The sequence below is a fragment of the Bradyrhizobium sp. USDA 223 genome (genome assembly GCF_044909005.1).
Classification (GTDB): Bacteria; Pseudomonadota; Alphaproteobacteria; order Rhizobiales; family Xanthobacteraceae; genus Bradyrhizobium; species Bradyrhizobium yuanmingense.
This window is the reverse complement of record NZ_JBIYDR010000001.1, coordinates 5,701,464-5,720,200: the sequence shown is the minus strand read 5'-3', so window position 1 is coordinate 5,720,200 and position 18,737 is coordinate 5,701,464. Positions and strand designations below refer to the sequence as shown.

Sequence of the window (18,737 nt, the reverse complement as noted above, 5' to 3'; positions counted from 1 at the left end):
AGCATGCGGCTCGCAGCGAGCGCGCACAATGCTCGCGCCACCCCTTAAGTGAGATTAGTCATGCCTCGCGACAGCGACAAAGACAACGATTCCCGCGGCCGGCGAGGCCCGGCCAAAGGCCGTAGCGGCAAGCCGCGCGGGCCAGAGAAGAAATTCGCCAAGCGCGGCTTCGAGGGCAAGGGTGGGGGTAAGCGTGAGCGCGACAGCCGCCCGCCGCGTGGCGACCGCGACAGCCGTCCATTCCGCCGCCGCGAGGAAGGCGACGCACCGCGCCGCGATTTCAGTGACCGTCCCCGCTTCAAGCGCGACGACCGCGGCAGCGAGGGCCGCGGTGAGCGCAGCTTCAAGCCGCGCGGCGATCGTCCGTCATCTGGCCGCGACGATCGTCCGCCGCGCAGGGATCGCGACGATGCACGCTCGGCCGGCCGCTCCAGCGACAGGAAGTTCGGCGAGAAGAAGCCCTACGCGCCGCGCGGCGACCGCCCGGAGCGCAAATTCGACGGCGAACGGAAATTTTCGCGGGGCGGGCCGGATCGCGGACGCGACCGTGGGGATCGCCAACGCGACCGTGGGGATCGCGGGCCGCGCGAGGATCGTGGCGAACGCAGCTTCAAGCCACGCGGAGACCGCCCGAATTTCGATCGCGGTGATCGCGCACCGCGCGGGGATCGCCCGCGCAAGAGCTTCGACAAGGATTTCGGCGGCCGCGATCGCGGCGACGAGAAGCCCTGGCGTCAGCGCGACGATCGCCGTGAGGGCGGTCGTGGCGATGAACGTCCGCGTTTCTCTCGTTCGCGCGACGACCGCGCATCCGGTGACCGCCCGTTCCGCGAGCGGCCGAAATTCGATCGGCCCCGTGACCGCGACAGCGAACGCGGTGACCGTCCGAAGTTCGATCGGCCGCGCCAGCGCCCCGAAGGCCGCATGGACTGGCAGGAGCATCCGCGCAACGAGGGCCGCTTCCGCGATCGTCCGCGCCGCGAGAATGAGGACGACAGCAGGATCTTCGAGAAGCGTCCCGCCTTCGGCGGCCGCGGCGCCTATCGCGAGCGCGATCGTGATTTCGAGGGCCGGCCGCGCCGCGACGACGCACCGAAGCCGAAGAAGGCCGGCGAGCGCATCGCCAAGGTGCTGGCCCGCGCCGGTCTCGCCTCGCGCCGCGACGCCGAGGAGATGGTCACGCAGGGCCGCGTCACCGTCAACGGAAGGGTGATCAACTCGCCGGCGCTCGACGTCACCAAGAACGACGTCGTCATGGTCGACGGCAAGCCGTTGCCGGAGCGCGAGCGCACGCGGCTGTTCCTCTACCACAAGCCGCGCGGGCTGATGACGACGCATGACGACCCCGAGGGCCGTCCGACCGTGTTCGACAATCTGCCCGAAGGCCTGCCGCGGCTGATCAGCGTCGGCCGGCTCGACTTCAACACCGAGGGCTTGCTGCTGCTCACCAACGATGGCGGCCTCGCGCGCACGCTCGAGCTGCCCGACACCGGCTGGCTGCGCCGCTACCGCGTCCGCGCCCATGGCGATGTCACCCAGGCACAGCTCGACGAGCTCAAGAACGGCATCGAGATCGAGGGCGTCAAGTACGGTCCGATCGAGGCCACGCTGGAGCGCGACCAGGGCGCCAATGTCTGGCTGGTGTTCGCGATTCGCGAAGGCAAGAACCGCGAGGTGCGCAATGTCTGCGCCCATCTCGGCCTCGAGGTGAACCGGCTGATCCGCGTCTCCTACGGCCCGTTCCAGCTCGGCGAGATTCCGGAAGGCCAGGTCGAGGAGATCCGCGCGCGCGTGCTGCGCGAGCAGCTCGGCGACAAGGTGATCGAGAAGTCGGGCGCGCAGTTCGACGCGCCCTCGAAATCATCTTCGCGCGCCGACGACGCAGCGAGCGAGAAGAAGCCCGCCAGCAAGCGCGCGGTGATCAACGACCGCAAGGGTCGCCGCGTGCTGGTGCAGCGCACCGGCAGCGAGGAGGCGCGCGAGCGCAACGAGATGGAGGCGAGCGGCTACGGCCCGCCGCGCCGTCCCAAGCGCGGCTATCACGGCAAGCGCGACCTGACGCCGCGGGACGGCGAGTAGGTCCAAATGGGTAGAACGAGCCTGGCAATGCGCAAGTGGTCGTCATGGCCGGGCTTGACCCGGCCATCCACGTCTTGCTTGCGCCTACGGCTGAAGAACGTGGATGCCCGGGACAAGCCTGGGCATGACGGAGTGGTGTGATGCGCGTCGTCGGCGGTCGTTTGAAGGGGCGCAATCTTGCCTCACCGTCCTCGCGTGACATCCGGCCGACGGCGGACCGGTTGCGCGAGTCCGTGTTCAACATCCTCGTGCACGCCTATGACGATCCGATTCCCGACGCGCGCGTCCTCGATCTCTTCGCCGGCACCGGCGCGCTCGGCATCGAGGCGGCCTCGCGCGGGGCGAAATTCACGCTGTTCGTCGACAACGGCGCGGAGGCGCGGGCGCTGCTGCGCAACAATGTGGAATCGCTCGGCCTCGGCGGGGTGACAAAAGTCTATCGCCGCGATGCGACCGATCTCGGCCCCGCGCATCCCGTCGAGCCGTTCTCGCTGGTGTTCCTCGATCCGCCCTATGGCAAGGGCTTTGCCGAGAAGGCGCTCGCGAGCCTGCGCGACGGCGGCTGGCTCACCCCGGGCGCGCTGCTGGTGGTGGAGGAGGCGAAGGCCGCGCAGTTCGTGACGCCGGAAGGATACGAGGAATTGGAGCGGCGAGCGTATGACGATACGGAGTTCGTGTTTCTGAAAGGGCCGTAGCGCCGCTGCCGTAGGGTGGGCAAAGCGAAGCGTGCCCACCACATTTCTTGCGACTTTGGAAGATGGTGGGCACGGCGCGAAGAGCGCGCCTTTGCCCACCCTACGAGAGCATCGGATCACCTCCGCCCGAACAGCTTCTCCACGTCGCTCAGCTTCAGCTCGACATAGGTCGGCCGGCCGTGATTGCACTGGCCGGAGTTCGGGGTGTCCTCCATCTCGCGGAGCAGGGCGTTCATCTCCTCCGGCCGCAAGCGGCGGCCGGCGCGCACCGAGCCGTGGCAGGCCATGGTCGCCGCGACGTGCATCAGGCGGCGTTCGAGCGGCAGCGCCTCGTCCCATTCGGCCATGTGCTCGGAGAGATCGCGCAACAGGCCGCCGGCATTGGTCTCGCCGAGCAGCGACGGCGTCTCGCGCACCGCGACCGCGCCGGGGCCGAAGGATTCGATCGCGAGGCCGAACGACGCCAGCTCCTCGCTGCGCTCCAGCAGGCGCTCCACCGTCGCCTCGTCCATCTCGACGATCTCAGGGATCAGCAGGATCTGGCGCTGTACGCCGTTGGCAGCGAGCGAGGCCTTCAGCCGCTCGTAGACGATGCGCTCATGCGCGGCGTGCTGGTCGACGATGATCAGGCCGTCGCGGGTCTGCGAGACGATGTAGGTCTCGTGGATCTGCGTGCGCGCCGCGCCGAGCGGGCGGTCGACGAGATCAGCTACCGGCTGCGTCTCGATCCGAACGTCCGCGCTGGGCGCGCCGACGTCGAACGCAGCTTGGGCCCGTTCGGTGAACGCAGGTGCAGCCGAGCCTTCGAACGACGGCATCGGCGCCACCGGGGCGGCTGGCGAGGCGCGCCAGTCCCAGCTTGCGGGGCGCGTCGGCATGAAGGCGGGCCGGAACGATGACAGCGCGCTCTCGCCGCTATTGGCGGCGGTGCGGCGGCCCTCGCGCGCCAGCGCTTCCTTCAAGCCATGGACGATCAGCGCGCGGACGAGGCCGGCATTGCGGAAGCGCACCTCGGTCTTGGCCGGATGCACATTGGCATCGACCTCGCGCGGATCGAGCGTGACGAACAGCGCCAGCACGGGATGGCGGTCGCGCGGCAGATAGTCGGAATAGGCCGCGCGCACGGCGCCGAGAATGAGCTTGTCGCGCACCGGCCGGCCATTGACGAAGAGATATTGGCCGAGTGCGTTGGCCTTTGTGAGCGCCGGCGCAGCGGCATAGCCGGCGACCACGACCCCCTCGCGCTCGGCATGGACCTCGATGGCGTGGCTGCGGAACTCGGCGCCGAGGATGTCGCCGAGCCGGGTCAGCCGTCCGGCCGCGCCGGGCAGCGCCGCGGTCCAGGTCACCGGTGCGCGCTCCTCGCCGGCGAGCGTGAAGGCGATGTCGGGTCGCGCCATCGCGAGGCGCCGCACCACTTCGCGGATCGCCTCCGCTTCGGTGCGGTCGGTCTTCAGGAACTTGAGCCGCGCCGGCGTCGCATAGAAGAGGTCGCCAACCTCGACGCGCGTGCCATGCGCCAGCGCCGCCGGCATGATCCCGGACTTCTCGCCGCCCTCGACCGACAGCGCCCAGGCGTGCGGCTCGCTCGCGTGTCGCGTGGTGATGGCGAGGCGCGCCACCGAGCCGATCGAGGGCAGGGCCTCGCCGCGAAACCCGAGCGTGCGGATCTGCAGCAGGTCCTCGTCGTCGAGCTTGGAGGTGGCGTGGCGCTCGACGGCGAGCGCAAGGTCTTTTGCGGTCATGCCGCTGCCGTCGTCGGTGATGCCGATCCGCCGCCGCCCGCCGCCGTCGGTGAAGACGTCGATGCGGCTCGCGCCGGCGTCGATCGCATTCTCGACCAGCTCCTTGACCACGCTCGCCGGACGTTCGACCACCTCGCCGGCGGCGATGCGGTTGACGACCTGTTCTGGCAGCTGGCGGACGGGCATGAGGCTCACTCGGCGAATATTCTCAAGTCTAATGCCGCGCAGCGACAAATGCATGGGTCAGGTCGAGCTTCCCACACCCGAAATGGGGGACATTTTCGACTCGCGTCGTCCGTCGGGAATGCGTGGCATGTTCCGCGCCGCCGCATATGAGGAGCACAATTCCGCGAAAGCGCCGCGAAAACCCTAAACGATCACCACACGACGCGGCTTGCATCACACCGCACCGTTCGAACTCTCAGCGCGATGAACCGATCCGGTGCAGGCGAACGGTGCAGAAGGCAGCCGAACGGTTCATCGCGACATTCCAGGAGAAATGGATGAAGTTGGTGAAGACCTCTGCGATCGCTTGCGCTCTCGCGGCCCTCGTTGCAACGCCCGTTCTCGCCCAAGGCACCTCGTCTGCGACGAGGCCTGGCGGCACCGTACAAAGCAAGCCCATGCAAGGCGGCGCGTCAGGCAGCGAGGATGAGGATCTCGGTGCACAGCAGGGCGCAGCCGGCGAGAAGGTCGGCATGAAGTCGGGCAAGGGCAAGAAGGGGTCCGTCGGAACCACCGGCAGCGCGACGCGCAAGGGCACCGCAGACGACGCGGCGACCGGCGGTGCTGCGGCCGGCAAGCGCTACTGACGCCAGCTCGCGAACGGCAAACCTCCGGTCGCTCGCGCGACCGGAGGTTTTTTCGCATCAATCGTCGAAGCTCCGGCCGCGGCCGGCCTTGATGTCGCTGCGGCGTTTCTTGCCCTCGAGCCGCCGCTGCTTGGAGGCGAAGGTCGGCCGCGTCGCGCGGCGAGGTGTCGGCCGGACCATGGCCTCCTTGAGCATCTCGACGAGGCGATCGATGGCATCCTGGCGGTTGCGCTCCTGGGTGCGGAAGCGCTGGGCGTGGATCACGATCACGCCGTCCTTGGTCATGCGCTGGCCGGCAATGCGGGCAAGGCGCAGCGCCGCGTCCTCGGGCAAGGTCAGCTTGCGCGTGTCGAAGCGCAGCTGCGCGGAGGTCGCGACCTTGTTGACGTTCTGCCCGCCCGGGCCGGAGGCGCGGACAAAGCCGATCTCGATGTCGTCCTCGTCGATGACGAGATCGCGGGATATCCGCAGCATGCTGGCACCATTCGTGATGTCAGGACATACCGCGGACATCTGCCTTCAGCAATGCCGCTGCCGCGAACCGCAAATGGCCGGGACGAGCCCGGCCATTCTGGAAATGTCCAGAAAAGAGATCAGTTCGACTTCGGTGTCGCAGCCGCCGGTTGCGCGGCGGCCTGCGGGGCCCGGCCGACGACGACGGTCAGCAGCCCCTGGCCCCAGAGCCGCTTGGCGGCCGCCTTGGCATCGTCCAGCGTCACGGCGTCGACGATGGCGTTGCGCTTCTCGATATAGTCGATCGGCAGCTTGTCTTGCTGATATTGCAGCAGCGCCTGTGCCAGCTTGGACGAGGTGTCGAGCGCCAGCATCTGCGAGCCCTTGAGGTAGGACTTGGCCTCATCGAGCTCCTTCTGCGTCGGACCCTCCTCGGCGATGCGGCGCACCTCCTGTTCGATGGCCTCGATGGTGTCGCCGGCACGGTCTGCGCGGGTGCCGGTGTTGCCGATGAAGATCGCCGAGTGCTGCATCCAGAGCAGCGACTCGTACACTGAATAGGCGAGCCCGCGCTTTTCGCGCACCTCGCGATAGAGCCGGGATGACAAGCCGCCGCCGCCGAGGATGTGATTGACCACATAGGCCGCCATGAAGCTGGGGTCACTCCGCCTCACGCCGGGTCCGCCGAAGGTGATCACCGTCTGCGGCACGTCGAGGGTCACGAAGGCACGTTGCGGCGGCTTTGCAGCCTCGACGTCGGGGACTGGCGTCAGATTAGCCTTGGCCGGGAGGCTTCCGAAGGTGTGGTCGAGCAGCTTTCCGAGCGTAGCCGGATCGACGTCGCCGACGACCGCAATCTTGAGGCCATCCCTGGCGAGGACACGGCCGACATAATTCCTCAGGTCGGCAATTGTGATGGTCGGCACGCTGTCGAGGTTGCCGTTGCTCTGCCGGCTGTAGGGGTGATCGCCGAACGCGAGCTCCAGAAACTTGCGGCTCGCCAGCGAGGTCGGATTGGTGGTCTCGCGGCGCAGGCCCGAGATGACCTGCGAGCGGATGCGTTCGACGTCGGCCGCGTCGAAATGCGGCGAGGTCAGCGCCATCCTGAGCAGGTCGAAGGCCTCGTCCTTGTTGTCGCGCAGCATGCGCAGGCTGCCGCGGAGGGTGTCGCGGGTGGCGTTGAAGGACAGCTCGATGGCGCGGCGGTCGAGCCGTTCATGGAACGTCTTGGAATCGAGATCGCCCGAGCCTTCGTCGAGGAGAGAGCCGACCAGATTGGCAACGCCCGGCTTGTCCTTGGGGTCCTCCGCCGAGCCTCCGGCGAAGGAATATTCCATGGCAATCAGCGGCACGGTTGCGTCCTGCACGAACCAGGCTTCGATGCCGCCCGGCGAGATCAGGTGCTGGATCTTTGCGGCGGCCTGCGATGGCGAGACCGCAGAGAATGCGAGGACCGCGCCGGCGGCAACGGAGAATGCAACGCGTCGAAGGAAGGAATAGGTCACGAGCGCTTCTCCTCGCGCTTGGCCGTTACAGTGTCCTTGATCAGGTAGCCCGTCACCGAGCGCTTCTTCTCGAGCCATTTCTGCGCAACGGCGCGAACCTGCTCGGCGGTGACGGCGCGGATGCGATCGGGCCAGCTCCTGATGTCCTCGATCGACAGGCCGGTGGTCAGCGCGCCGCCGTACCAGCGCGCCAGCACAGCCTGGTTGTCCTGGGCGTAGATCGCTTCGGCAATGAGCTGGGTTTTGACCCGCTCCAAATCCTCGGCGCGGATCGGGTTCTGTGCGACGTTGGCAAGGACCCCGTCGACCGCCTGCTCGAGCTCTGAAAAACTGACGCCGGGTTTCGGTGCAGCCGAGATCGCGAATTGGGTCGGGTCGAGCGAGATGCTCGAATAGCTGGCGCTGGCGGAGACCGCGAGCGGCTTGTCGACCACGAGGGCACGGTAGAGATAGGAATTGCTGCCGCTGCCGATCAGCTGCGCCAGCACGTCGAGGGCCGCGCTCTCGCCGGCCGCGGCCGTGGTTGCGGAGGGCACGAGATAATAGCGCCGCATGTTCGGCTGCTCGACGCGCGGGTCGGCCAGCGTGACGGTGCGCGGGGCGGCGGGCTCCGGCTCCTGCGGACGAACGCGCCGCGCCGGGATCGCGGGCTGCGCGGGGATCGAGCCGAAATTGCGCTCGACCAGCGGGCGGATTTCAGCGGCGTCGACGTCGCCGGCGATCACCAGGATCGCGTTGTTCGGCGCATAGAAGCGGCGATAGAAGGCAAGCGCATCCTCGCGATCGAGCTTCTCGATCTCCTGATGCCAGCCGATCACCGGCCGCCCGTAGGGATGGTTGAGATAGAGCGCGGCCATGATCTGCTCGTTCAACCGCGCATCCGGATTGTTGGCGACTCGCATGTTGTACTCTTCGAGCACGACGTCGCGCTCGGGCAGCACGTTCTCGTCCTTGAGAACGAGGCCCGTCATGCGGTCGGCCTCGAACTCCATCATGGTCGGCAGCTGCTCTTTCGGCACGCGCTGATAATAGTTGGTGTAGTCGACCGAGGTCGAAGCGTTCTCGTTGCCGCCGACGCGCAGCACAGTCTGGGAGAATTCGCCAGCCGGATGCTTCGCGGTGCCCTTGAACATCAGGTGCTCGAGGAAATGGGCGAGGCCGGACTTGCCGGGCGTCTCGTCGGCCGAGCCGACCTTGTACCAGATCATCTCGGTGACGACGGGGGTGCGGCGGTCCGGGATCACCACGACCTGCATGCCATTGGAAAGCGTGAAGCTGGCGGGCGGAGCCGATGTCACCGTGGTCTGGGCAAGGGCGGCGCCGGCCGAAAGGACACTCGTCGAAAGCAGCGCGGCAAGGAGGCAGGCAGCCGATCGGTAAGAGGACATCATGATCCCTGGTTGTGAGGTGCCGAGCCCGGATCTCCGGCTCGGAGGGCACGGCATGCTACTCCGTGCGGCTGAGGCTTCGCGTCACGAAGCAGAGAACTCAACGCTTAGGCAAGTTACTGATAAGCAATTTTGAACGAGGTGGGCGGACATGCACCGCCGACCCTCGCTTCGCGTGGGTCAGAATGTCGCGACAGGACAGGAACGCTATTGCTCCTTCTCCTTGCCGGATCGGACGTCGAAATAGGTCCGCTTCGAATTATCCGGGCCCGCGCCGTAGGCGTAGTTCGGCGACGGCGTCTGATATCCCGGCGGCGGCTCCACCAGTGATTGGCGTGGCGGCTCCGACGTAAACTGCTTCGACTCAGGCCCGTTCCCTTTGAACAGTTTCCACAGCCCGCCGGTATATCCGAGTTCGGCAGGGCTCATCGTCGGATTGGCCACGTTGGTGCCTGGCTGGACCGGCTCATTGCTCGTCCTGTCGGCGGCGGCCGTCCGATGGGCGTTCAACTCGGCGGGCGACAGCGGCTGGGCGTTCTTCCAGTACTCCGTTGCCTTGTTGCCGGACTTCTTCCGCTGGGCGATGGCTTCCTTGCGGCGCTTCTCGTCGGGGTCCTTCGGCCAGTTCGGCGCAGCCGCGGCTTCGGCGGCGGCCGGCGGCGGCAGGTCGAGCTTAGGGGGCACGACCAGCGGCGAACGCTCGCGGTATTCGATGCCGGGTTTTTCCATGCTCCTGGCGCCAAGGCCCGTCATCAGGTTGTCGATGAGCTTCTCTTCGAAGGTCATGTCGTCGTCGTCATCATCGGCAGCACGGGCGGCGCCGGTCGACATGACAAGGCCGATGCCGAGCGCGACGGCGGCCAATTTCAGTGCCCGCCAGCCCCCGGATTGGGAGCCCCGAACCATCGAACCGCTGGTCTTCGAGCTGCGCATCACCGTACCTGTTTCATATTGTAGCAGATTGCCGCCCACACGCGGCTTGACCCTTGCAAAAGCCGGGTTCCAGCTGCCGGTCCGTATCGGCCGGGATCAGGGCGCTTTTGCGGCGGGTACCCCCAGGAAGGAATCATACAATAGCGCTGCCACCCCAGCAACGATGGCCACGTCCGCGAGGTTAAACACATACCAATTATAGGTACTTCCGGCGATCTCGATGTGGAACAGGGCGAAATCCACCACCGCGCCATAGGCCAGGCGGTCGATGCCGTTACCGATGGCGCCGCCGATGATCAGGCCGAGCGCGACGGTCGCAAGCATGGTGTGCGAGCGGGCCATCCAGATCGCCAGCGCGATCACCGCGACCGCTTTGACGGCCATCAGCGCGAGCTGCGCGGCCTGGCTGTCGTTCTGAAGCCAGCCGAAGCTGATGCCGATATTCCAGGCCAGCACCAGGTCGAAGAACGGCGTTACCCGCACCACGCCACGACGGGCAAGCTCGAACACGTTCAACAGCCAGAGCTTCGAGGCCTGGTCGGCCACGAGCGTGACCATGGCCGCGAGGATGCCGGCGCGGAGCGGAGTCATGGCCGACCGATCAGACGCTCACCCCGAGCGCCTTCCATTCGCGCAGTGCCTTTGCATCGCGCGGGGTGACGTCGGGGTATTCAGGGTCCTCGCCGACCATCGGCGAGATCTTCCAGGAGCGGGCGCATTTGGTGCCGATCGCCTTCTCCACCACGACCGCGACGCCGGGGACGGCATCGAGGCGGAACGCCGAGGCCGGCGCCTCGCCCTCCCGCACCTCGTAGTTCGAGGTGATGCAGACTTCAGCCAGATCGATGTCGAACAAGGTCGCCAGCATGCCGCGATCGGCGACATAGATCACCGGCGATGCCTCGAGCGAGGAGCCGATGTTCTTGGCGGCGCGTTCCAGCTCGAGCGCGCCGGTAACGACGCGACGCACGTTGCGGATCGTCTCCCATTTCGCGGCGAGCCTGTCGTCGCGCAAGGCTTCGAGATCGGTCGGGAACAGCGTCAGGTGCACGGACGGTTCGGCGTCGGGCCGGTACATGCGCCACGCCTCTTCCGCAGTGAAGCTGAGGATCGGGGCCAGCCATTTCAGGATCGAAGCGCACAACAGGTCGATGGTCGTCAGCGCCGCCTTGCGCGTCAGTGACGAGGGCGGATCGCAATACAGCGTATCCTTGCGGATGTCGAAGTAGAATGCGGAGAGCTCGCTGTTAAGGAAGGCCGACAGGATCGCGACCACGGTCTTGTAGTCGAACTCCCGATAGGCCTTGCCGATCGCGGCGGCGCGACCTGAGAGCTCGTGCAGCATCAAGCGCTCGAGCTCGGGCATCTCGGCCGGCGCGATTGCGTCGGCCGGCTTGTAATGATGCAGCGTGCCCAGCATCCAGCGCACCGTGTTGCGCAGCTTGCGGTAGGTCTCGACGGTGTTCTTCAGGATCTCGGGGCCGATGCGCTGGTCGTCGGTATAGTCGCTCGACGCGACCCAGAGCCTTAAGATGTCGGCGCCGGATTCCTTGATGACGGCCTGCGGCTCGATCGTGTTTCCGAGCGACTTCGACATCTTGCGGCCGTCCTCGGCCTGCGTGAAGCCGTGGGTCAGCACGATATCGTAAGGCGCGCGGCCGCGCGTGCCGCAGCTTTCCAGCAGCGAGGAATGGAACCAGCCGCGATGCTGGTCCGAGCCTTCCAGATACATCACCGTGTCGGCGCCGCCGTCGACCTTGCGCTTGATGCCGGCGAGCCCGGGAAACTGCACGGGATCTTCGAGCACGAAAGCGTGGGTCGAGCCGGAATCGAACCAGACGTCGAGAATGTCGTCGACCTTCTGCCAGTTTTCGTTCGCGCGGGGCCCGAGGAAGCGCTCGCGCGCGCCCGTCGCATACCAGGCGTCGGCGCCTTCCTTCTCGAAGGCTTCACCGATGCGCGCATTGACGGCCTCGTCCTGGAGAATCTCGGCGGAGCCGTCACCCTTCTCGCGCACGAAAACGGCGATCGGCACGCCCCAGGCGCGCTGGCGCGAGATCACCCAGTCCGGGCGCGCCTCGATCATGCCGTTGATGCGGTTTTCGCCCGACGGCGGCACCCATTGCGTCACTGAGATCGCGTGCAGCGCGCGGGCGCGCAGCGTGTCGCCGGCCTTGGTCTTGCCAGCCGTCGCGATATCCTTGTCCATCGCGATGAACCATTGCGGCGTGTTGCGGAAGATCACCGGCTTCTTGGAGCGCCAGGAATGCGGATATTGGTGCTTGAGCCGGCCGCGGGCGAGCAGCATGCCTTTCTCGACGAGCGCCTTGATCACGGCCTCGTTGGCATCGCCCTTCTCGCCCTTGTCGGTGATGACGCGCTTGCCGGCAAAGCCCGGCGCATGATCGGTGTAGGCGCCGTTCTCGTCGACGGTATAGGGGATGGCGGTGTTGATGCCGCGCGCGTCGAGATCGCGCGCCTCTGCCATCCAGACATCGAAGTCCTCGCGGCCGTGGCCGGGCGCCGTGTGCACGAAGCCGGTGCCGGTGTCGTCGGTGACATGGTCGCCAGGCAGCAGCGGCACGATGAAGTCGTAGCCACCGCCGATGCCCTTGAGCGGATGGGCACACTCGATCGCGTCCATGGTGTCGCCGGGGACGTCGCGGACCTTCTCATAAGCCGTCACGCGCGCCTGCTTGAAGACGTCTTGGGCGAGCGCATCGGCGAGGATGAGGAGGTCGCCATTTCTGGCCCAATTGTCGGCGGGGGCGTCCGTCACCTTGTAGAGGCCATAGGCGATCTTCGGCGAGAACGAGATGGCGCGGTTGCCCGGCAGCGTCCAGGGCGTGGTGGTCCAGATCACGACGCTCGCCGAGGCGAGGGCACCGTGCGCGGGCGAGGTCACCGGGAATTTCACCCAGACCGTATCGGACGTGTGGTCCTCGTACTCGACCTCGGCTTCGGCCAGCGCGGTCTTCTCGACCACGCTCCACATCACCGGCTTGGAGCCGCGATAGAGCGTGCCGTTGGCGGCAAACTTCATCAGCTCGCGCGCGATCTGGGCTTCGGCCGGATAGCTCATAGTGGCGTAGGGATGGTCCCAATCGCCGATCACGCCGAGGCGCTTGAACTCCTCGCGCTGCACGCCGAGCCAGTGCGTGGCATAGGCGCGGCACTCCTTGCGGAAATCGATCATTGCGGCGCTGTCGCGGAAGTCGGGCTTCTGCTTGCCCTTCTTGCGATAATGCTCCTCCTCGACCTTCCACTCGATCGGCAGGCCGTGGCAGTCCCAGCCCGGCACGTAGTTGGAATCGAAGCCGAGCATCTGCTGGCTCTTGGTGACGAGGTCCTTCAGGATCTTGTTCAGCGCCGTGCCGATATGGATGTTGCCGTTGGCGTAGGGCGGGCCGTCATGCAGCACGAACTTGGCGCGCCCCTTCGCATTCTGGCGCAGCTTCTCGTAGAGGCCGATCTCGTACCAGCGCTTGAGGATCTCCGGCTCGCGCTGCGGCAGGCCGGCGCGCATCGGGAATTCGGTCTGCGGCAGGAACAGGGTCTTCGAATAGTCCTTGGCTTCAGACTTTTGGGACTTTTGCGGCTTTTCGGACATGAGGCTGACTGGCTCGGAAGGGCGCGGGAACGGATGGCGATGCGGAATCGCGGGTGAAACGACGAAATCCCGGTCTTGCGCCGAGCCCTCAGGCTCAGGCGGAAGCCGGGCCGCTAATCCCTATGATGCGCCGCGCAAACATGGGCTCTCCATAGCAGGGGGGCGGAGGAAGCGCAAAGGTCCGGGTGGCCCGGTTTCGCCTCTCAATCGATCACGCCCAGCCGCGGAAACGCGTCCGGGGCGGCGGCGAGCAAGGCGCGGGCGCGTGCGGAATCGTCGTCCATCTGGCGGATCAGGGCCTCGATGCCCTCGAACTTCACCTCCTCGCGGATGAAGCCGATGAAGGCGCAGTCGAGCGCCTGCCCGTAGAGGTCGCCCTTGAAGTCGAACAGGAAGATTTCGAGGAGCGGGGCGCCATTGTCGAAGGTCGGGCGGCGGCCGAAGCTGGCCACGCCATCCAGACGCACCTGAGCCTTTCCCTGGCCGCGCCCGACCCGGACCGCGTAGATGCCGTGCTTGAGGCCGCAATTGGCGTCCAGGCGGATGTTGGCGGTGGGATAGCCGAGGTCGCGGCCGCGCTTTTCGCCGTGGATGACCTCGCCGGTGATGAACCAGGGCGCGCCCAGCATGGTCGTGGCCTCGTCGAGCTGGCCCTCGGCGAGGGCGATCCGGATCGCGCTGGAGGAGACCGGCCGCTCGTCGATATCGACATGCGGCTGGACGTCGACCTCGATGCCGAGCCGGGGCGCCTCGTTGACCAGGAGGCCGGGCGAGCCGACCCGTCCCTTGCCGAAATGGAAGTCGTAGCCGACCGCGATGCCGCTGACGCCGAGACGCCCGATCAGGTCATGGTGAATGAAATCTTGCGCGCTGGTTCCGGCACGGGCCTTGTCGAAGGTCATGACCACGGCGCCGGCAAGTCCGGTACCGGCCAGAAGCCGCAGCTTGGCCCGCTCGTCCGTCAGGCGGAATTGCGGGGTGTTGGGGCTGAAGAACCGTCGCGGATGCGGCTCGAAGGTCAAGGCCAGCGCAGGCCGGCCATGCGCCCTGCCCATCTCCAGGGCAGCCGCGATGACGGCGCGATGGCCGAGATGCACGCCGTCGAAATTGCCCATGGCAACGACGGCGCCCCTCGGAATCGCGGAATCCGGCGTTGTATCGCGGATGACGGTAAAAGGCGGAGCCATCAGGGGAATTCTCGAACCGGGCAGGACCGGCCCGGACCGTGGCGCGACCGGCCCTGCGAAGTCAAGCGGCGGGGCGGGCAGACATTGAACACGATTTCAAGCCTTCGGAGCTGACCGCAGTTAACGCGCTGTTTAAGGCCTTGGTGCTAGTCCTTGAGGCGTGGAACTGCCGGGCGCCGGCCTGGCAGGTCCGATCGTAATATTCCTGGGTTTGCGTTGGGGGAGTCGAGATGGCGGTTGATTTGTCGATGCCGGTTCTGGTGGTGGATGACTACAGCACCATGATCCGTATCATCCGGAATCTGCTGAAGCAGCTTGGCTTCGAGAACATCGATGATGCCAGCGACGGTTCGGCAGCGCTGAACAAGATGCGCGGCAAGAAGTACGGGCTCGTGATCTCCGACTGGAACATGGAGCCGATGACGGGCTACGACCTCCTGCGCGAAGTCCGCGCGGATCCGAACCTCGCCACCACGCCCTTCATCATGATCACCGCGGAATCGAAGACCGAGAACGTGATCGCGGCCAAGAAGGCCGGCGTGAACAATTACATCGTCAAGCCGTTCAATGCGGCGACGCTGAAGACCAAGATCGAGGCGGTCTTCCCGGACATGGCGAGCGCGTAAGGGCGCTCTTCGCCGGACAACAATTTTCCGTTTGGAACGTCATGCCCGGGCTTGTCCCGGGCATCCACGTTCTTGGATGCAAAAAAAGGAAGACGTGGATGGCCGGGTCATAGGCGAGCGCAAGCGACGCCGTCCTTCGGACGGCTATGCCCGGCCATGACGGCGTCTGAGGCTTGCCTCTAAGCCCATTGCAGCTGCGCGCGCTCCGCCGTCACCACTTCAATTCGCGCATCAGCGCCTTCGGCGGGTGGCCGAACAGCTCCATGACCGAATTCGGGTCGAGCTGGTCGAGGCCCTCGAACTCCTCGGCATGGATGCCGCGGGTGACGAACAGGCAGTCGATGCCGAATTCGCGGGCGCCGGTTAAGTCGGTGCGGACGGAATCGCCGATCGCCAGCACCTTTTTCCGGTCGATCTGGTAGCCTTGGCGTTCGCCGGCGAGCGCCATGGCGCGTTCGTAGATCGGCCGGTGCGGCTTGCCGTAGAAGATCACCTCGCCGCCGAGCTCGCGGTAGAGCTCGGCGATGGCGCCGGCGCAGTAGATCAACCGGTCGCCGCGTTCCACCACGATGTCGGGGTTGGCGCAGACCAGCGTCAGCTTGCGCTCGCGCGCCTGCAGCATCATGCCGCGATAGTCTTCCGCCGTCTCGGTCTCGTCGTCGTAGAGGCCGGTGCAGACGATGTAATCGGCTTGCTCCAGCGGCGCGGTCACCGCATCGAGGCCGCGATAGATCGAGTTGTCGCGCTCGGGGCCGAGCCAGAACATCTTGCGGCCGGGATGCTCGGCGACGTAGAGCCGGGTCAGGTCGCCCGAAGATACGATGGCGTCATAGGTCTCATCGGGGACGCCGAGCTTGCGCAATTGCCGCTGCACGGAATCGGCCGGGCGCGGTGCGTTGGTGATCAGGATTACCGTACCGCCCCGGCTGCGATAGGTGTGCAGCGCCTCGCACGCCTCGGGGAAGGATTCCAGCCCGTTATGGACCACGCCCCAGATATCGCTGAGCACGACCTCCACACCGCCCACGAGCTCGCGCAGGCCTCCGGCAAAATGCAGCGCGGTCATGACGAGCGCGGCCGATCAGATGCGGCGCGCGAGGGCTGCGTTGCCGGTGATGCGCTGGGGCGGAGGCGCCGAAGAGGTCGCGCCTGAGCTGGGTGTGGCGGAGCCATTGGATCCCTGAATGTCCTGCGCCTGGTTCGGCGAGGCCCCGCCGGTAGCAGATGCCCCCTCCGGCCGCAATGGCCGGGGCGGCGCGAACAGGAAGCCCTGTCCAAACCGCACGTCATAGTCGAGCAGGTCGACCACGGCGCGCTCGCCTTCGATCCGTTCGGCGATCAGGTCGATGCCGAAGCGGCCGAGCAGGTCGGAGAGGTCGGACGGGTGGATGTCGGAGGCGGAGGCCTGCTTGGGATCGAGCAGCAGCGCGGCCGGCACCTTGATGAAGCGAACCCCGCGATCGGCCAGCTCCCGCGGCTCGATGCGCAAATCCGTGACATGGTCGATCGAGAAACGGAAACCGCGCTGGGCGAGCGCCGCAAGGTTCTCGGTCTCGACGGGACCGAGATTGCGGAAGGTCGACTGCTTGAACTCCAGCACCAGCGAGGGCGCCAGCGCGCGATTGGCTTCCAGGAAATCGAGGCATTGCGCGAAGGTAGTGGAATTGCCCAGCGTGGAAGCCGCGACGTTGCAAAACACGCCGACGTCCTTGTTGCGCACCATCAGACGCCGCAGCACCTGCACGCAGCGCAGCATCACCATGTTGTCGATGCGCCCGATCAGGCCCGAGGCTTCCGCGATGCTGATGAACTCCTCGGCGGCGATGAGCTGGTCGCGCTCGTCGCGCAGGCGCGTCACCGCCTCGTAGAACCGCACCTTGCGCTGCGGCAGCGTCACCATCGGCTGCAGGAAGATATCGATGCGGTTCTCGTCGACTGCATTGCGCAGCGTCGCCAGCAATTGGGTCTGGTTGCGCCCATTGGCGGTCTGAACCGGGGGGATGGCCTGGGCCTGCACCGTCGGCGGCGCCGGCCGTGGCGGGGGCTGCGGAAGGGGAGGAGGAGCGAGCGGCTTCTCCTCGAAGGGGGCAGCCAGATCGATCGGCGTTTCCGGCTCGGGCCTTGTGATCGGGGCGGGTGCCGCCGCTGGCGCGTGGCCGGCGAGCAGATCCTCATGGGCCGCGACGGTGGTGGCGAGCTGCCTGACCAATCCGCCGAGTTCATTGATCTCGCCGATGACCGACTGGATGCGGTCGGAATTGGTCGAATTGGACGCGGCGATGCGGCTCTCGACCGCAGCCAGCCGGCGGCCGAACTCGGCCACCTGGCGGGCGAGGTCGGCAGTGCCGCGCGAGAGGTCGGCGATCTGGCCGCCGACGTCGCTGCGGTCGCGCAGCCGCATCGACACCGCGTTGTAGAGGATCAGGAAGGTCAGCGCGGTCAGCGCCACGATCGCCGATTCCGTTCCGCTGATGCCGGTGACCGAATAGAGCACGAGCCCGAGCGAGGCCGCGACCAGGACCATGCAGATGGCGATGAAGATCGTCGAAATGCGAATCATGCCGCGCGTTATGCCTTTAAGAGCTGACTGCCTCACCCGGGGAAAACACGGGTCGCGCTCGACCTCGTCACGCCTCATGCTCCCCCAAGCATCGATGAGCCTAACATCATTGTTGATTCGAGGGGATAGTGACTGTGTCGGCGCCTATTCAGGCCCGCGCGCCCAAAGCCTTTCGTTACCCGTCTGCCGGCTCAGGTGCGGAAATCAAGACGCTCTCAGCGGAAAATCATGCCGCCCTCAAGGCCAGCGCGCCGCATGCGCTCTATCGTCCCGGCGTTTTCAACCGCAGGAGATTGCCATGTCGACATCCGCCGCGCTCAAGCAAGCCGCCCCCCAGCCCGATCTTGCCGCCGTCAAGCAGCGCCAGCACGGCGCCTGGTCGTCCGGCGATTATGCCGTGGTCGGCACCACCTTGCAGATCGTCGGGGAACAGCTCTGCGAGGCCATTGACTTGCGCGCCGGCAGCAAGGTGCTGGACGTCGCGGCGGGCAACGGCAATGCAACGCTGGCGGCGGCGCGGCGCTGGTGTGACGTCACATCCACCGACTACGTACCGGCGCTGCTCAAACGCGGGCGCGAGCGCGCCATGGCCGAACACCTCACTGTTGAGTTCCGCGAGGCGGATGCCGAGGCGCTGCCGTTTGCGGATGCCGCCTTCGACGTCGTGCTCTCGACTTTCGGCGTGATGTTCACACCGGATCAGGACAAGGCCGCTTCCGAGCTCGCGCGGGTCTGCAGATCCGGCGGCAAGATCGGCCTTGCCAACTGGACGCCGCAAGGTTTTATCGGCCAGCTGTTCAAGACCATCGGCAAGCATTTGCCGCCGCCGGCCGGGGTGAAATCGCCCGCCATGTGGGGGACACCGGCACGGCTCGAGGAGATGTTCGGCGGCGTGGCCGCGGAGATCGCCGCCGAGCCGCGCATGTTCGTGTTCCGCTATCGGTCGCCGGACCACTGGCTCGACATCTTCAAGACTTTCTACGGCCCCACGCTGAAGGCGTTTGCCGCGCTCGACGCGAACGGGCAAGCCGCGCTGACGCGCGATCTCCTGGCGCTGCTCGAAGAGTTCAACCACGCCGATGACGGCACGATCGTGGTGCACAGCGAATATCTGGAAGCCGTGATCACCAAGCGCTGATCGCGC

Annotated in this window: 15 protein-coding genes; 5 read left to right on the top strand and 10 right to left on the bottom strand. The window is 66.5% G+C overall.

The window, feature by feature from the left end:
- The first annotated feature begins 60 nt into the window (after window positions 1-60).
- Window positions 61-2,079 (top strand): pseudouridine synthase, encoded by a 2,019-nt coding sequence (locus tag ABIA40_RS26590; protein ID WP_271539086.1) that lies wholly within the window; start codon window positions 61-63, stop codon window positions 2,077-2,079.
- Between the two features lie 140 nt (window positions 2,080-2,219).
- Window positions 2,220-2,774, top strand: a complete 555-nt coding sequence (gene rsmD / locus ABIA40_RS26585) for a 16S rRNA (guanine(966)-N(2))-methyltransferase RsmD (RefSeq protein WP_271539084.1) — start codon at window positions 2,220-2,222, stop codon at window positions 2,772-2,774.
- A gap of 116 nt (window positions 2,775-2,890) precedes the next feature.
- Here the strand turns inward: rsmD and mutL are convergent, their stop codons facing one another.
- A complete protein-coding gene (gene mutL, locus ABIA40_RS26580; RefSeq protein ID WP_404544044.1) occupies window positions 2,891-4,705 on the bottom strand; it encodes a DNA mismatch repair endonuclease MutL in 1,815 nt (604 codons plus the stop codon).
- 317 nt (window positions 4,706-5,022) lie between these two features.
- Between mutL and ABIA40_RS26575 the strand changes: the two genes are divergently transcribed.
- A complete protein-coding gene (locus ABIA40_RS26575; RefSeq protein WP_404544042.1) occupies window positions 5,023-5,331 on the top strand; it encodes a hypothetical protein in 309 nt (102 codons plus the stop codon).
- Window positions 5,332-5,388: 57 nt separating this feature from the next.
- Here the strand turns inward: ABIA40_RS26575 and arfB are convergent, their stop codons facing one another.
- The 7 genes from arfB to ABIA40_RS26540 form a co-directional block, all read right to left on the bottom strand.
- Window positions 5,389-5,805: an alternative ribosome rescue aminoacyl-tRNA hydrolase ArfB gene (gene arfB / locus ABIA40_RS26570; RefSeq protein ID WP_036009333.1), complete on the bottom strand. Its 417-nt coding sequence runs from the start codon at window positions 5,803-5,805 to the stop codon at window positions 5,389-5,391.
- Between the two features lie 119 nt (window positions 5,806-5,924).
- Window positions 5,925-7,289, bottom strand: coding sequence for a M16 family metallopeptidase (locus tag ABIA40_RS26565; RefSeq protein WP_404544040.1), 1,365 nt, complete (start codon window positions 7,287-7,289; stop codon window positions 5,925-5,927).
- Window positions 7,286-8,680: a M16 family metallopeptidase gene (locus ABIA40_RS26560; protein ID WP_404544037.1), complete on the bottom strand. Its 1,395-nt coding sequence runs from the start codon at window positions 8,678-8,680 to the stop codon at window positions 7,286-7,288. Before ABIA40_RS26560 ends, ABIA40_RS26565 begins: the two co-directional genes overlap by 4 nt.
- A gap of 204 nt (window positions 8,681-8,884) precedes the next feature.
- A complete protein-coding gene (locus ABIA40_RS26555) occupies window positions 8,885-9,610 on the bottom strand; it encodes a hypothetical protein (RefSeq protein ID WP_404546359.1) in 726 nt (241 codons plus the stop codon).
- Window positions 9,611-9,706: 96 nt separating this feature from the next.
- Window positions 9,707-10,201 (bottom strand): signal peptidase II, encoded by a 495-nt coding sequence (lspA, locus tag ABIA40_RS26550; RefSeq protein WP_404544034.1) that lies wholly within the window; start codon window positions 10,199-10,201, stop codon window positions 9,707-9,709.
- A gap of 10 nt (window positions 10,202-10,211) precedes the next feature.
- Window positions 10,212-13,220 carry an isoleucine--tRNA ligase gene (gene ileS / locus ABIA40_RS26545; RefSeq protein WP_404544031.1) on the bottom strand — a complete coding sequence of 1,003 codons (3,009 nt, stop codon included), beginning with the start codon at window positions 13,218-13,220 and terminating at the stop codon, window positions 10,212-10,214.
- 203 nt (window positions 13,221-13,423) lie between these two features.
- Window positions 13,424-14,407: a bifunctional riboflavin kinase/FAD synthetase gene (locus ABIA40_RS26540; protein ID WP_404544029.1), complete on the bottom strand. Its 984-nt coding sequence runs from the start codon at window positions 14,405-14,407 to the stop codon at window positions 13,424-13,426.
- A 230-nt stretch (window positions 14,408-14,637) separates the two neighbouring features.
- On the opposite strand from ABIA40_RS26540, the gene ABIA40_RS26535 reads away from it, so the two are divergent.
- The gene (locus ABIA40_RS26535; RefSeq protein WP_008567674.1) at window positions 14,638-15,033 is read left to right on the top strand and encodes a response regulator; all 396 of its coding nucleotides are present in this window, start codon (window positions 14,638-14,640) and stop codon (window positions 15,031-15,033) included.
- Between the two features lie 211 nt (window positions 15,034-15,244).
- Here ABIA40_RS26535 and ABIA40_RS26530 read toward each other — a convergent pair whose 3' ends face one another.
- Complete coding sequence (locus ABIA40_RS26530; RefSeq protein WP_271539071.1) at window positions 15,245-16,099, bottom strand: TIGR01459 family HAD-type hydrolase; 855 nt, start codon at window positions 16,097-16,099, stop codon at window positions 15,245-15,247.
- A 15-nt stretch (window positions 16,100-16,114) separates the two neighbouring features.
- On the bottom strand, window positions 16,115-17,593 hold the full coding sequence (locus ABIA40_RS26525) for an EAL domain-containing protein (RefSeq protein ID WP_404544026.1): 1,479 nt from the start codon (window positions 17,591-17,593) through the stop codon (window positions 16,115-16,117).
- Window positions 17,594-17,891: 298 nt separating this feature from the next.
- Here ABIA40_RS26525 and ABIA40_RS26520 point away from each other — a divergent pair, with 298 nt between their 5' ends.
- Entirely contained in the window at window positions 17,892-18,731 is an 840-nt protein-coding gene (locus tag ABIA40_RS26520; RefSeq protein ID WP_404544024.1) for a class I SAM-dependent methyltransferase, read from the top strand.
- The last annotated feature ends 6 nt before the right edge of the window (window positions 18,732-18,737 follow it).